Below are 14169 nucleotides of genomic sequence, written 5' to 3' on the forward strand. Positions count from 1 at the left end.
TAGCGTGTAGCCCTGACCGAGCCCGGTCTGCCTACCAGAGGAAACGTATCCATGCTCAGGCTCCATGGTTTCGCCGTCAGCAACTACTACAACATGGTCAAGCTCGCCCTGCTGGAGAAGGGGTTGCCGTTCGAGGAAGTGCAGGTCTTCGCGTCCCGCGACGAGGCCTTCCTGGCGATCAGCCCGCGCGGCAAGGTGCCGGTGCTGCAATGCGCGCATGGCTACATCAGCGAGACCTCGGCGATCCTCGAATACCTCGAGGCGCTGGGCCAGGGGCCATCGCTGCTGCCTGGCGATGCCTACAAGCAGGCACAGGTGCGCGAGCTGGCCAAGCACATCGAGCTGTATATCGAGCTGCCGGCTCGTGCCTGCTACGCCCAGGCGTTCTTCGGTCTGCAGGTCGACCCGGCGATCCAGGCCAAGACCCGTGAAGAGCTGCTGGCCGGTATCGATTCGCTGAAGCGCCTCGGCGCCTTCTCGCCCTACGTGGCGGGCGACAGCCTGAGCCTGGCCGACCTGTATTTCCTGTACAGCGTCGACCTGGCCGCCGCCGTGGCCCACAAGGTGTTCGCCATCGACCTGCTGGGCGATTTTCCCACGGCAAAAGAACTGCTCGACAGATTCGCCAAGAACCCTAATGTACAGCGCATCGCGGCCGACAAGGACGCGTTGATGGGGCCGTTCCTGGCCCACATGAAGGCGCGTTTCGGCGGTTGAATCAGCCGGCGGCGAAGCTCGTCAGGGCTTCGCCGGTCAGGCGATAGCCGATCCATTCGTTCTGCGGCCTGGCGCCGATCGATTCGTAGAAATCGATGGCGGGCGTGTTCCAGTCCAGCACCGACCACTCGAAGCGCCCGCAACCGCGAGCCACCGCCAGCTTGGCCAGGTGGCGCAGCAGCGCCTTGCCGGCGCCGACGCCGCGCTGCTGCGGGGTGATGTACAGGTCTTCCAGGTACAGGCCGTGCTTGCCCAGCCAGGTCGAGTAATTGAAGAAATACACCGCGTAGCCGATCGGCTCGCCGTTCAGTTCGCAGATCAGCCCGTGGGCCGTGCTGCCTCGACCGAACAGGCTGTTCTCGATGCCGGCGACATCGGTTTTCACCTCGTGCTCGGCCTTCTCGTAGATGGCCAGGTCGGTGATGAAACGCAGGATCAGGGCAGCGTCTTCGCGTACTGCGGGGCGGATGTTCAGGGTCATGGAATTGTCTCGTGCAGAAGATCAGTCATGGGTGACGGTCAGCCACGTCAGTAGCAAACCCACCAGGCAGAGGAAACCGAACACTGCGACCCAGGCCGTGCGTGAACCCATCGGGTCGTCCACGCGCAGCGGCAGATTCGGGTAGCGGCCCAGCGTCAGCAGGCGCAGGATCAGCCAGCCAATGCCGTAGAAGAGGTAGGCCAGAAACACCTCGGCGATCATCCCGGCCAGAAACCCCAGGCCGCGTAGCAGCAGTTCAAACATGGGCGTCCTTTCCCTGGGCTTGATTTAGCGGCTGGCCAGCAGTTCACGGCCGCGCAGCACCGCTGCGCGCACCTGATTCGGTGCAGTGCCGCCAATATGGTTACGAGCATTCACCGAGCCTTCCAGAGTCAGCACGGCGAACACGTCCTGCTCGATCTGGTCGCTGAACTGACGCAGCTCGTCGAGGCTCATTTCGGCCAGGTCCTTGCCGCTGTCGACGCCGTACTTCACGGCGTGGCCGACGATTTCGTGGCAGTCGCGGAACGGCAGGCCCTTGCGTACCAGATAGTCGGCGAGGTCGGTGGCGGTGGAGAAACCGCGCAGCGCCGCTTCGCGCATGATGGCGTGCTTGGGTTTGATCGCCGGGATCATGTCGGCGAAGGCGCGCAACGAATCACGCAGGGTGTCGGCGGCGTCGAACAGCGGTTCCTTGTCTTCCTGGTTGTCCTTGTTATAGGCCAGCGGCTGGCCTTTCATCAGGGTCAACAGGCCGGTCAGGGCGCCGAACACGCGGCCGGTCTTGCCGCGCACCAGCTCGGGCACGTCGGGGTTCTTCTTCTGCGGCATGATCGAGGAGCCGGTGCAGAAACGATCCGGCAGGTCGATGAACTGGAACTGGGCGCTGGTCCACAGCACCAGCTCTTCGGAGAAGCGCGACAGGTGCATCATCGCCAGCGACGCGGCGGCGCAGAATTCGATGGCGAAGTCGCGATCCGACACGCCGTCCAGGGAGTTGCCGCCCACGGCGTCGAAGCCCAGCAGTTCGGCGGTGATCTCACGCTGGATCGGGTAGGTGGTGCCGGCCAGCGCGGCAGAGCCCAGGGGCATGCGGTTGGTGCGCTTGCGGCAGTCGATCAGGCGCTCGTAATCGCGCGAAAGCATTTCGAACCAGGCCAGCAGATGGTGGCCGAAGGTCACCGGCTGGGCGGTCTGCAGGTGGGTGAAGCCGGGCATGATGGTCTCGGCTTCGCGCTCGGCCTGCTCCAGCAGGCCCTGCTGCAGGCGGGTGATTTCGGCCAGGATCAGGTCGATCTCGTCACGCAGCCACAGGCGGATATCGGTGGCCACCTGGTCGTTGCGGCTGCGACCGGTGTGCAGCTTCTTGCCGGTCACGCCGATGCGGTCGGTCAGCCGCGCCTCGATGTTCATGTGCACGTCTTCCAGGTCGACGCGCCAGTCGAAGGTGCCGGCCTCTATCTCGCCCTGAATCTGCGTGAGGCCGTCGATGATCGAGTCGCGCTCGGCATCGCTCAGTACGCCGACCTTGGCCAGCATGGTGGCGTGGGCGATGGAGCCCATGATGTCGTGACGGAACAGGCGCTTGTCGAATTCCACCGAGGCGGTGAAGCGGGCGACGAAGGCGTCGACGGGCTCGCTGAAGCGGCCGCCCCAGGACTGATTGGTTTTTTCTTGGCTCATGAATGTGGCTCGGCTGTAGACGTGTTCGGACGGATCAAGGCTGCCCGTCATGGCGGAAAAGTGTGCCGATGATAACAGACCCGGCAGCAGGCGCAGTGGCCGCTTCGAGTGTTGTCTGGGTCACAGTTTCATCCCTCGGCCGCGCGTTTAAGTGGCTTATTTCGCCTGCCTGCCACGGGCTCTCTTGCCGGTTGCGCAGTGCACGTCGAAACTGCCGAGATGAACGACACACGCAAGACCTCGACCCCGAAGGCGCCGAACGATTTTTTCGTGCCGGAGCTGTGCCAGCCCGAAGCGCTGCTCAGCACCGTGCTGCTCGCCGAACTGCTGGTGCTGGTACTGGTGCTCGCCGAGCCGATGTTGCCCGGTTTCGACTGGGTGCGCCTGGCGCTGACCTCGCTGTTCGTGCAGTGGATCGTGCTGCTGTCCTCGGCATTGTTGTGCCGGTTGCGGCCGCTGCTCGCCAGGCTGCCGGCGATGTGGGCCGGTGCCGCTTGCTGTGCGTTGGTGGTGGGGCTCACGCTGGGCTGCACGGCGGTCGCCGACTATTATGCTCTCGGCGGGCCGATGCTTCATGAAGGGGAGGTGAACCTGTATCTGCGCCATGCGTTGATCAGCCTGATCATGTCGGCGTTGCTACTGCGTTATTTCTACCTGCAGAGCCAGTGGCGGCGTCAGGAGCAGGCCGAGCTGCGCGCGCGCATCGAGTCGCTGCAGGCGCGCATCCGCCCGCACTTCCTGTTCAACAGTTTGAACAGCATCGCGAGCCTGGTTGTCACAGATTCTGCCAGGGCGGAACAGGCGGTGCTGGATCTATCCGACCTGTTCCGGGCAAGCCTGGCCAAGCCCGGAAGCCTCGTCAGTTGGAGCGAGGAACTGGAACTGGCACGGCGGTACCTGTCTATCGAGCAATACCGGCTTGGCGAACGGCTACAGTTGCAGTGGGATGTCGACGATGTTCCCGCTGACCTGCCGATTCCTCAGCTGACTCTGCAGCCGCTGCTGGAGAACGCTCTGATCTACGGTATCCAGCCACGTATCGAGGGGGGACTGGTGCAGATATCAGCCACATACAACGATGGTGTATTCCATCTCAGCGTCTGCAACCCCTATGAGGAGGGCGGCGCACCCATGGCCTCGCGCGGTACGCACCAGGCACTGGCCAACATCGATGCACGGCTTGCGGCACTTTTCGGTTCGCATGCCAATCTCAGTGTGGAGCGCCGCGATGGCCTTCACTACACCCGTCTACGCTACCCATGTGCAAGACCCATGCAGGAAGCCAGATCATTATGAATGTCTTGATCGTTGATGACGAACCCCTTGCCCGTGAGCGCCTGAGCCGAATGGTGGCCGCGCTGGACGGCTATCGTGTGGTCGAGCCCTCTGCGAGCAATGGCGAAGAGGCGTTGGCGCTCGTGGAGAGCCTCAAGCCCGACGTAGTGCTGCTCGACATCCGCATGCCGGGCCTCGACGGCCTGCAGGCCGCCGCCAGGCTCTGCGAGCGCGAGGCGCCGCCAGCGGTGATCTTCTGCACCGCCCATGATGAATTTGCCGTGGAGGCCTTTCAGGTCAGCGCGGTGGGCTATCTGGTCAAACCCGTGCGTCCCGAGCATCTTGAAGATGCGCTGAAGAAGGCCGAGCGCCTCAACCGTGTGCAATTGGCTGCACTGACCCGCCCAGCCGCCGAAAGCGGCGTCGGCCCGCGCAGCCACATCAGTGCGCGGACTCGCAAAGGTATCGAGCTCATCCCCCTGGACGACGTGATCTACTTCATCGCCGACCACAAGTACGTGACGCTGCGTCATGACGGTGGAGAAGTACTGCTCGACGAGCCGCTCAAAGCCCTCGAAGACGAATTCGGTGATCGCTTCGTGCGTATCCACCGCAATGCCCTGGTGGCCCGCGAGCGCATCGAGCGCCTGCAGCGCACTCCGCTGGGTCACTTCCAGCTGTATCTGAAGGGGCTTAATGGCGATGCGCTGGTGGTCAGCCGCCGCCATGTCGCGGGTGTGCGCAAGCTGATGAACCAGATCTAGCGAATCAGTAGCAGAGTCGCGAGCAGTAGGGCGAAGGGTCGCAGCCGGCTTCGGGCCGGCGCCCCGTGAGCCTGTTATCATTCGCGGCAACTGGTTTTCTGGAACGTCCGCATGACCCGCGAAATTCGCATCGCCACCCGCAAGAGTGCCCTGGCCCTGTGGCAGGCCGAACACGTCAAGGCCCGTCTCGAACTGGCCCACCCGGGCTTGCGGGTGAGCCTGGTGCCGATGGTCAGCCGTGGTGACAAGTTGCTCGACGCGCCACTGGCCAAGATTGGTGGCAAGGGCTTGTTCGTCAAGGAACTGGAAACCGCGCTGCTCGAAGACCAGGCCGACATCGCCGTGCATTCGATGAAAGACGTGCCGATGGATTTCCCGGAAGGGCTCGGCCTGTTCTGCATCTGCGAACGTGAAGATCCGCGCGACGCCTTCGTTTCCAATACCTATGAAAGCCTCGACGCGCTGCCGGCCGGCAGTGTGGTCGGCACCTCCAGTCTGCGTCGCCAGGCCCAGCTGCTGGCGCGTCGCCCGGATCTGAAAATCCATTTTCTGCGTGGCAACGTCAACACTCGTCTGGCCAAACTGGATGCCGGCGAGTACGACGCCATCATCCTGGCGGCGGCGGGGCTGATCCGCCTCGGTTTCGAAGATCGCATCCGCGCCTCCATTACGGTCGAGCACAGCCTGCCGGCGGGCGGGCAGGGCGCGGTGGGTATCGAGTGCCGGGTCGGCGATGCTCAATTGCAGCAACTGCTGGCGCCGCTCAACCACACCGAGACGGCGCTGCGCGTCACCGCCGAGCGTGCCATGAACAAGCGCCTCAACGGCGGCTGCCAGGTGCCGATTGCCTGCTACGCCATTCTCGAAGGCGAGCAGCTGTGGCTACGTGGCCTGGTTGGCGAGCCTGATGGCAGCCGCTTGCTGCGTGCCGAACAACGCGGTTCGGCTGAGGACGCCGAGCGCCTTGGCATCGACGTCGCCGAGGCACTGCTGGCTCAGGGTGCGGGCGAAATCCTCAAGGCCGTATACGGCGAGGCCGCTGCCGAGTGAGTGCCTGGCGCCTGCTGCTGACCCGAACCGAGCAGGAGTGCCAGGCACTGGCCCAAACGCTCGCCAGTGAAGGCATCCACTGCGCCTGCCTGCCCCTGCTGGGTATCGAGCAACTGCCAGAAACGCCTCAGCATGGCGCGACCATTTGCGACCTGCACCGCTACACGGCAGTGATCGTGGTGAGCAAGCCCGCCGCCCGTTTCGGTCTTGAACTGCTCGATCGGTATTGGCCGCAGCCACTATCCGATCAGCCCTGGTTCAGCGTTGGTGCCGGCACCGGGCAGATCCTCGCCGACTACGGCCTGACGGTGTTCTGGCCGAAAAACGGCGACGATAGTGAAGCGTTGCTGGAGCTACCCGAGCTGCAAGAACCCCTCAAGGCCGCGATGTTCCCGCGGGTGCTGATCATCCGCGGCGAGGATGGCCGTACCCTGCTTGCTGACAGCTTGCGGGCCCAGGGCGTCGAGGTGGACTATCTACCGGTCTACCGCCGCATGCTGCCTACCTACCCGGCCGGCACGCTGCAGCGGCTGATACAGGTGGAACGCTTGAATGGCTTGGTGGTCAGCAGTGGGCAGGGTCTGATGCATCTGCAGCAACTGGCGGCGGATGACTGGCCCACGCTGGCGCAGCTACCCTTGTTCGTGCCCAGCCCGCGTGTCGCTGAGATGGCGCGCGAGCTGGGCGCGGTTGATGTTGTGGATTGCCGTGGTGCCGACACTGCGGCGTTGTTGGCGGCCTTGCGTGCGCAGGCTTCGCCCGACTCTTGAAGCAAAGGATGGATACGTGAGCGAAGCGACTCCCCCGAAAGAGCAGGAACAGCCTGTGTTGACCGCCCCCGAATCTTCCCCGGTCGCTGCCGAGGCCAAGCCCGCGGCGCGTGGCTCAGCCATCGCCGCCGTGGCCCTGCTGATTGGCGCCATTGGTGTCGGCGTCGGCGGCTGGAGTGCCTGGCAACTGCGTGCGCTGCAGAGCGAAACCCGGCAGCAGTCCAGCCAGCTCGAGCAGGCACGCAGCCAGGCCCAGGCACTGAACCAGCGCACCGAAAGTCTCGATGATCGTCTTCAGCAACTGCCCAGCGTGCAGGAGCTCGAAGAGCGCCGCCAACTGGTAGCGCAGTTGCAGGGCGACCAGCAGCTACTCAATCGCCGCCTGGAAACCGTGCTGGGCGCGAGCCGCCAGGAGTGGCGCTTGGCCGAGGCCGAGCACCTGCTGCGTCTGGCCAGCCTGCGTCTGTCGGCGTTGCAGGACATCAATAGCGCCACGGCGCTGGTCCAGGCGGCCGACGAGATCCTTCGTGACCAGGACGACCCCGCCGCCTTCGCCGCTCGCGAGCAGTTGGCCAAGAGCCTGGAAGCCTTGCACGCCACCGACAACCCCGATCGCACCGGTCTGTTCCTGCAGCTCGGCGCATTGCGAGAGCAGGCCGCGCAGCTCAACTCGCTCAATCCCAAGTTCGTCGCCGATGGCGGCGTGCTCGGCGAACTGGCCGCCGAAAGCGAGCCCGGCACTTGGTGGGGCCAGGCTCTGCACAAGCTCTCGCAGTATTTCCGTCTCGATTTCAACGCTGACCAGAACGTGCGTCCGCTGCTCGCCGGGCAAAGTCTGACGCAAGTGCGCCTGGCCCTGAGCCTGGCGCTTGAGCAGGCCCAGTGGGCCGCGCTGCATGGGCAGACCCAGGTTTACCGGCAGGCGCTGCAGCAAGCAGCCGAGGTGCTGGACGCCAATTTCAACCGCGACAACCCGGATAGCCGCGCCCTGCGCGCCCGCGTCGGCGAACTGGTCGACCAGCCCATCGAGGTCAAGGCGCCTGAGCTCGGCGAATCGCTCAACGCCGTTCAGGCCTATATCGAGCACAAGCAGTCGGCGCGTGAGCGCCTCAAGGATGCGCCGGGCGAGGACGGTGAGGAGGAGCGCCCATGAAGCGCGTTTACCTGCTGTTGCTCACCGTGCTGGTGATCGGCGCTCTGGCGCTTCTGGGCCTGGCCATCTCCGAGCATCAGGGCTACGTGCTGTTCGCCTACAAGGGCTTTCGCTACGAGTCGACGCTGTGGGCCTTTGTGCTATTGCTCGCCGCGGTCGTGCTGGCGCTTTGGTTGCTGCGCGTGCTGATTCGTGCGCTGCTGGTCTCGGTCGGGCTGATCAACCCCTGGTCGCGGCTGCACCGCGAGCGCCGCGTGCGCAGTGCTTCCGAGCATGGCTTCCAGGAACTGATCGAAGGGCGTTGGAGCAAGGCGCAGACGCACCTGAGCCGCATCGCACGCAACGAGCCGCGGCCCCTGATCCATTACCTGGGCGCCGCCCGTGCCGCTCACAACCTCGAGCATTACCAGGAAAGCGACGCCCTGCTGGAAGAGGCGCTGCAGCGCCAGCCCAACGCCGAGCTGGCAATCGCCCTGACCCACGCCGAACTACAACTGGCGCGTGGTGAAATCGATGACGCCCAACAAACCCTGCAGGTGATGCACGAACGCCATCCGCACAACCCGCAGGTGCTGCGCCAACTGCAGCAGCTCTATGCAACCCGTGGCGATTGGCAGGCGGTGCTCAAGCTGCTGCCGGTGCTGCGCAAGGAAAAGGCCCTGGCGCCGGCCGAGCTGATGGCGCTGGAGCGACGTGCCTGGCGTGAATATCTGCTGGCGCTGGAGTTCGATGATGCCGGCGACGGGGCGCTGCCGTCTCTGGCCCAGGCCTGGGAACGTCTGTCGCCAAACCTGCGCGGCGAGCCTGAATTGCTGGCGGTGTATGCCGACCGTTTGCGCGCACTGGGCGCCGAGCCGGGCGCCGAGGAGTTGCTGCACAAGGCGCTTAATCGTGAATACGATGGCCGCCTGGCGCGTCTCTACGGCCTGCTGCGTGGCCGCGACTCGGCCAGGCAGTTGCAGGCCGCGGAGGGCTGGCTCAAGCATCATCCGGACGATGCCGGTCTGCTGCTCACTCTGGGCCGGCTGAGCCTGCACAACCAGCTGTGGGGCAAGGCCCGCGATTACTTCGAAACCAGCCTGCGCCTGGAGCGGCACCCGGAAACCTGTGCCGAGCTGGCGCGCCTGCTCGCCCAGCTGGGCGAGGTGGAGCGCAGTAACCGCTTGTTTCAGGAAGGCCTGGGCCTGCTCGACCGGCGCCTGAGTGGTCAGGCAGTGAGCGTGGCGCCGGTAACCACAGCAGTTGAACCACAGCCCACGGCCGGCCGCGGCTAAGGTTTTTAGGCGCCGGCCTTTTGGTCGGCGCCACTTGCGATGTCGCTTGAAGGGTGCTGGACGCAGGCATAACCTGAGACGAAATGAGTGGTCGGACTGCAGTTCGAATCGTGCTAGTGTCCGGACTCGGCTGCACGTTCAGGGATCGACTCGTGGTGCGTTGCCGTCTTTGCCCGCCTTGTCCGGCATCGACTTTCGGCCAGTGGGATATGGCCCGGTGACCAGCCAACTTCCGATTCGTGGCGAAGACAGGTTGAACGATGTTCTGAGCCCCGATGCCTACAGGACTTACTCAAAGGGAGCGGATCACCATGCTCGAAAGTTGCCAGAATGCGCAGGAGCGGTGGGGTGGCGTACACCTGATGATCGACCGTTGGCTGCAGGAACGTGCCGAACTGATCAAGGCTTATGCCGCCATCGACGACGTCGGTGACAAGGTGGTGATGCAGCGGTTCTGCGAATACCTCGTCGATTATGTGTCCGCCGGACATTTCGAGGTCTACCAACAGCTCACCGAAGAAGCCCGGGCGTTTGGTGATCAGCGTGGCCTGGAGCTGGCCAAGCAGATCTATCCGCGTATCGAGGTGATCACCGAAGCGGCCCTGGCCTTCAACGACCGCTGCGACGAGGGCGATTGCGGTGATCCCGACGCGGTGAGCCTGGAGCTCAAACGCCTCGGCAAAATGCTGCACGAGCGCTTCGAACTCGAAGACTGCCTGATCGAAGTGCTGCACACCGCCCACAAGCAGCAGGCGACCGCCGCTGCCGTATGAGCCACGAGGCCGCGATCATCCGCGGCCTCGTCGTTTCTGGCTTTCGCCACCCTGCGCAGGTGCTTGCAAAGCGCAGCGGGCGGGCGCAAATTTCACCCCACCTAGTATGGCTTTATCCCATCCGCCTGGAGGCGCGTCATGCCGGCCACAAAAAACGTGAAGAAAAAAGCGGTCACCACCCCTTTGCATCTGCTGCAGCAACTCTCTGGCAGCTTGCTCGAACACCTCGAAAACGCCTGCTCGCAGGCGTTGGTAGATGCCGAGAAGATTCTCGCCAAGCTGGAAAAACAGCGCGGTAGCGCTCAGGAAAAACTGCACAAAGCCCGTGGCAAGCTGCAGTCCGCGGTGGCCGATGGCAAGGCCAAGGCGCAGTCCAAAGCCAAGGTCGTGGTGGATGAGCTGGAGGGCGCGCTCGATGCGCTGCAGGCCCGCCAGACCGAAACCCGTCAGTACATTGTGCAGCTCAAGCGCGATGCCCAGGAAAGCCTGAAACTGGCCCAGGGCGTTGGCAAGGTACGTGAGGCAGCCGGCAAGGCACTCTCCAGCCGTGACAAGGCTCCGGCCAAGCCGGCTGCTTCTAAGGCCGCAGCCAAGCCTGCTGCCAAAGCGGCTGCAAAACCTGCTCCGGCTAAGGCGGCGTCGAAACCCGCAGCCAAGCCAACGGCCAAGTCCGCCACAAAACCGACTGCCGCCAAAGTCGCTGTCAAACCGACTGCAACTAAGCCGGCTGCCAAGGCAACTGCCAAACCTGCCGTGGCTAAAGCTGCGGCGAAACCCGCAGCTAAGCCGGCTGCGCAGACTGCTGCCAAGCCAGCGGCCAAGTCCGCTGCGAAACCGGTTGCCGCCAAAACCGCGGCTAAACCGGCTGCAGCCAAGCCTGCCGCTAAGGCAGCTGCGAAGCCCGCTGCTGCTAAACCTGCGACCAAGACCGCAGCTAAACCTGCTGCCAAGCCAGCGAGCAAAGCAGCCGCTAAGCCATCAGCCCAAACGGCTGCCAAGCCTGCGACCGCTGCCAAAGCGGCAGCCAAACCAGCGGCTAGCAAACCTGCCGCCAAGGCTGCGAGCAAGCCGGTTGCAGCCAGGCCAGCCGCAAAGCCTGAAGCCAGCAAGCCAGCCGCTTCCGCCGCCAGCAAGCCGGCGACCGAGCCAGCCGCTGCCTCGACTCCAGCTGCCAACGGCGCAACGCCGCCAGCCAGCAACTGATAGGCTGTCCCAAGCCTGCGAGCCGTACGCTCGCAGGCTTCGCACGAACTCTCCTCGTTTCACCTGAACGCTCCGCGCAATCCTGGTCGCGCCGATTAGTATGCGTTTTCTAGTTTTGCTCTTTACGGTGCTTGTTAAGCCTGTGTCGTGCAGGCCATCTCCCAAGCTACTGTGAGGTGCACCATGTCCAACGCTACCGTCAGCAAGACACCGCTCGTCTCTACTCGTCGCTCAACTGCCACCAATGAACCTTCAGGGGTCAGAAAGCTGTGGCTCGCCGGTCTGGGTGCCTACGCTAAGGCGGGACAGGAAGGGCTGGATTATTTCCACTCCCTAATACGCCTCGGGGAGCTGGCGGAACGGCGCGGCCGTGAGCAGGTCAATGAACAGGTCGATGCGGCCAATGGCCAGATCGACGAAGCCAGAAGCAGAGTGTCCGTTGTGAAGAACCAGGTCGCTGCCCGAATCGAGAAGATCGAGCAGGCCTTCGACTCGCGCGTGGCTGGCGCACTGAACCGTCTTGGCATTCCCGCCCGACAGGATATTCAGGCCCTGTCTGCTAAGCTGGATGAGCTGAGCGCGTTGCTCGAGCGTGTCGCGCGTACCCAATAAGGAGAGCAGGATGGCTGTCAAAAAGAAAACCGAGAAACAGACCAGCTCGTGGATCGGCGAGGTTGAAAAGTACTCGCGGCAGATCTGGTTGGCAGGCCTGGGCGCTTACTCCAAGGTCAGCAAGGACGGCACCAAGCTGTTCGATACCCTGGTCAAGGATGGCGAAAAGGCCGAGAAAACCGCCAAGAGCAACGTGGGCAAGCAGGCCGATGCGGTGAAATCGTCGGTCGACTCGTCCGTCAGCAGCGCCCGTTCGCGCGTCGACGAGGTCAAGGACAAGGCGATCGGCAAGTGGAGCGAGCTCGAGGAAGCCTTCGACAAGCGCCTCAACAACGCCATCTCCCGATTGGGTGTGCCGAGCCGCAACGAGGTCAAGGCGCTCAATGACAAGGTCGACCTGCTGACCCGGCAACTGGAGACGCTGACCGGCGTTTCCAGCAAGGCAGCAGCCAAGCCTGTGGTGAAAAAGGCTGCGGCCAAGCCGGCGACCAAAGCGTCGACTCCGAGCAAGGCAGCCAGCACTGCCGTTGCCAAACCCGCCACCAAGCCAGCTGTCGCCAAGCCCGCAGCGGTCAAGAAGGCGCCGGCCAGCAAGACGGCTGCAGCCAAACCGGCTACTGCCGCCAAGACGCCGGCCAAGCCAGCCGCCAAAGCGGCTACCAAGCCAGCGGCCAAATCGGCAGCCAAACCTGCCGCGAAATCCGCTACCAAGGCAGCCAGCAAACCGGCAGCGAAGAAGCCGGCTGCGAGCAAGGCCGCCACACCGCCGGCACCGTCCGCTACAACGCCAGCTCCAGCGGCAACTCCGGCCACCACCACGACGCCTACCGGCACGCAGTCCTGAGCCGTTGAGCGACCTCCCCAAACGCCCGATCTCGTATCGGGCGTTTTTATTTCAGCGGGCGCTTTCCTGCAGATAGCTCAGAGCCAAGAGCTCGGTGGTGTGGCGCGCTTCGTCCTGCAGGTGAGGGGCGACCAGCATCATCACGTGGTAGACCACCAGGCGGCTGTCGGCTGGCTGGGCGACGATGCGCTGGTAGTCCTGGGCGAACAGCAGGGTCAGCACGATCTGCTCGACCAGTTGCTGCAGGGTTTTTTCGTCGCTTACCAGCAGGTGTTGGGCTTTAAGGCGCGCCAGCAGGGCCGCCAGCGTATGGCGTAGCCTGGCGAGCCAGTGGCGCATGCCGGCAGCCAGCTTGGGCAGGCGCCCGCTGAGGTTGGAGAGATCCTGGAACAGGAAACGATAGGCCGACATGCCTTCGGCTATCAGATGCAGGAACAGCCAGTAGTCCTGTGCATCGAGATCGACATCGTCAGGGGGCGTGAGCAGAGGCGCCAGCTTGGCCTGGAACTGCTCGAAAAGCGCCAGGGTCAGCGGCTCCTTGCCGTGGAAGTGGTAGTAGAGATTGCCCGGGCTGATATCCAGCTCGTTGGCGATTTCCAGGGTCGAGACGTTGGGCTCGCCGCGCTCGTTGAACAGCAGCAGGGTAGCGGCGAGGATACGGTCACGGGTTTTCATCTGTTCAGCGCGTCCCAGCGCAGGCGGTATTCAAGGCTGCCCACGAGCCGTCACGTTCTGGGGATGCATGATCGCCGGCTGCCGCTCCTCGGCGAGGAATTTCATGATGATCGGTGCCACCACCTCGGCGCGGGTCACCAGAAACAGGTGGCCGTCGTCGATCACGTGTAGTTCGGAGTTGGGGATGCGCCACGCCAGCAGGCGCATGTTGAGCAGCGGGATGATCGGGTCGTCGTCGCCGGCCAGCACCAGGGTCGGCTGGCGGATCTTGTGCAGCCAGTGAATGCTCGTCCAGCCCATGCCGGCGAACAGCTGCCAGTAGTAGCCGAGCTTGCCGCCCGAGCGCACCTTGCTGGCGTGGGACAGTGCGAGTTTGGGGTCGCGGCGGAAGGCGCCGCCGTAGATATCGGCGGCGATATGCACGCCGTAGGACGGCTGCAGATAGCGGCGCGGGCTGGCCATGCGCCACAGCACCTTGGGCTTGCCCGGAATCATCATCGCGCCCGCCGAGGTTGCGGCCAGCACCAGCTTCTTGCAGCGCTCCGGGTAGTCGCGGGCGAACTGCTGTGCCAGGGCGCCGCCCCAGGACACGCCGATGGCGTTGACCCGGCCGTAGTCCAGGTAATCGAGCATGCGCGCCGCGAGCTTGGCCAGGCCGGGAAAACGATAGGGAATGCTCGGCGTGGAGGAGCCGCCCACGCCCGGCACATCGAAGGCGATGATTTCCTGATCCTTATCCAGGGCGTTGACGAAGGGCATGACCAGCTCGAGGTTGGCGCCGATGCCGTTGAAGATCAGCAGCGGCACCTTGTCCGGGCTGCCAGGGCGCACGGCGGTGCGGATCGTCTGTTGATCCAGCACGATAGTGCGAAACACGAAGGCTGATGACATGTGG

The 14169-nt window shown here is 64.0% G+C and carries 16 protein-coding genes; 11 read left to right on the forward strand and 5 right to left on the reverse strand.

Annotation, left to right across the window (positions count from 1 at the left end; genetic code table 11):
- The first annotated feature begins 51 nt into the window (after window positions 1-51).
- Entirely contained in the window at window positions 52-717 is a 666-nt protein-coding gene (locus FB481_RS06100) for a glutathione S-transferase family protein (RefSeq protein ID WP_147175480.1), read from the forward strand.
- Window position 718: 1 nt separating this feature from the next.
- Here FB481_RS06100 and FB481_RS06105 read toward each other — a convergent pair whose 3' ends face one another.
- The 3 genes from FB481_RS06105 to argH are packed head-to-tail and all read right to left on the reverse strand — an operon-like array spanning window position 719 to window position 2881.
- Complete coding sequence (locus FB481_RS06105) at window positions 719-1198, reverse strand: GNAT family N-acetyltransferase (protein ID WP_147175482.1); 480 nt, start codon at window positions 1196-1198, stop codon at window positions 719-721.
- A gap of 21 nt (window positions 1199-1219) precedes the next feature.
- Window positions 1220-1462 carry a hypothetical protein gene (locus tag FB481_RS06110; protein WP_013789521.1) on the reverse strand — a complete coding sequence of 81 codons (243 nt, stop codon included), beginning with the start codon at window positions 1460-1462 and terminating at the stop codon, window positions 1220-1222.
- A gap of 24 nt (window positions 1463-1486) precedes the next feature.
- On the reverse strand, window positions 1487-2881 hold the full coding sequence (argH, locus tag FB481_RS06115) for an argininosuccinate lyase (protein WP_147175484.1): 1395 nt from the start codon (window positions 2879-2881) through the stop codon (window positions 1487-1489).
- 219 nt (window positions 2882-3100) lie between these two features.
- On the opposite strand from argH, the gene FB481_RS06120 reads away from it, so the two are divergent.
- From FB481_RS06120 to FB481_RS06165, 10 genes are all read left to right on the forward strand, one after another.
- Window positions 3101-4177, forward strand: a complete 1077-nt coding sequence (locus tag FB481_RS06120; RefSeq protein WP_147175485.1) for a sensor histidine kinase — start codon at window positions 3101-3103, stop codon at window positions 4175-4177.
- Complete coding sequence (locus FB481_RS06125) at window positions 4174-4920, forward strand: LytTR family DNA-binding domain-containing protein (RefSeq protein ID WP_093500379.1); 747 nt, start codon at window positions 4174-4176, stop codon at window positions 4918-4920. The genes FB481_RS06120 and FB481_RS06125 overlap by 4 nt, the downstream gene beginning before the upstream one ends.
- A gap of 111 nt (window positions 4921-5031) precedes the next feature.
- On the forward strand, window positions 5032-5970 hold the full coding sequence (gene hemC / locus FB481_RS06130) for a hydroxymethylbilane synthase (RefSeq protein ID WP_093500377.1): 939 nt from the start codon (window positions 5032-5034) through the stop codon (window positions 5968-5970).
- A complete protein-coding gene (locus FB481_RS06135) occupies window positions 5967-6740 on the forward strand; it encodes a uroporphyrinogen-III synthase (protein ID WP_147175487.1) in 774 nt (257 codons plus the stop codon). The genes hemC and FB481_RS06135 overlap by 4 nt, the downstream gene beginning before the upstream one ends.
- Before the next feature lie 16 nt (window positions 6741-6756).
- A complete protein-coding gene (locus FB481_RS06140; protein WP_147175489.1) occupies window positions 6757-7893 on the forward strand; it encodes a uroporphyrinogen-III C-methyltransferase in 1137 nt (378 codons plus the stop codon).
- Window positions 7890-9167 carry a heme biosynthesis HemY N-terminal domain-containing protein gene (locus FB481_RS06145; RefSeq protein WP_093500371.1) on the forward strand — a complete coding sequence of 426 codons (1278 nt, stop codon included), beginning with the start codon at window positions 7890-7892 and terminating at the stop codon, window positions 9165-9167. Before FB481_RS06140 ends, FB481_RS06145 begins: the two co-directional genes overlap by 4 nt.
- Before the next feature lie 311 nt (window positions 9168-9478).
- A complete protein-coding gene (gene rsd / locus FB481_RS06150) occupies window positions 9479-9940 on the forward strand; it encodes a sigma D regulator (protein ID WP_093500369.1) in 462 nt (153 codons plus the stop codon).
- 138 nt (window positions 9941-10078) lie between these two features.
- Window positions 10079-11143, forward strand: coding sequence for an AlgP family protein (locus FB481_RS06155; protein ID WP_147175491.1), 1065 nt, complete (start codon window positions 10079-10081; stop codon window positions 11141-11143).
- A gap of 183 nt (window positions 11144-11326) precedes the next feature.
- Complete coding sequence (locus FB481_RS06160) at window positions 11327-11755, forward strand: phasin family protein (RefSeq protein WP_147175493.1); 429 nt, start codon at window positions 11327-11329, stop codon at window positions 11753-11755.
- Window positions 11756-11765: 10 nt separating this feature from the next.
- A complete protein-coding gene (locus FB481_RS06165) occupies window positions 11766-12599 on the forward strand; it encodes a phasin family protein (protein WP_093500363.1) in 834 nt (277 codons plus the stop codon).
- 51 nt (window positions 12600-12650) lie between these two features.
- On the opposite strand, the gene FB481_RS06170 is transcribed toward FB481_RS06165, so the two are convergent.
- On the reverse strand, window positions 12651-13274 hold the full coding sequence (locus FB481_RS06170) for a TetR/AcrR family transcriptional regulator (protein WP_093500361.1): 624 nt from the start codon (window positions 13272-13274) through the stop codon (window positions 12651-12653).
- Window positions 13275-13304: 30 nt separating this feature from the next.
- Window positions 13305-14165 carry a poly(3-hydroxyalkanoate) depolymerase gene (gene phaZ, locus FB481_RS06175; protein WP_093500359.1) on the reverse strand — a complete coding sequence of 287 codons (861 nt, stop codon included), beginning with the start codon at window positions 14163-14165 and terminating at the stop codon, window positions 13305-13307.
- Window positions 14166-14169 lie beyond the last annotated feature (4 nt).

Origin of the sequence: Pseudomonas sp. AG1028 (genome assembly GCF_007993955.1) — a bacterium.
GTDB lineage: Bacteria > Pseudomonadota > Gammaproteobacteria > Pseudomonadales > Pseudomonadaceae > Aquipseudomonas > Aquipseudomonas straminea.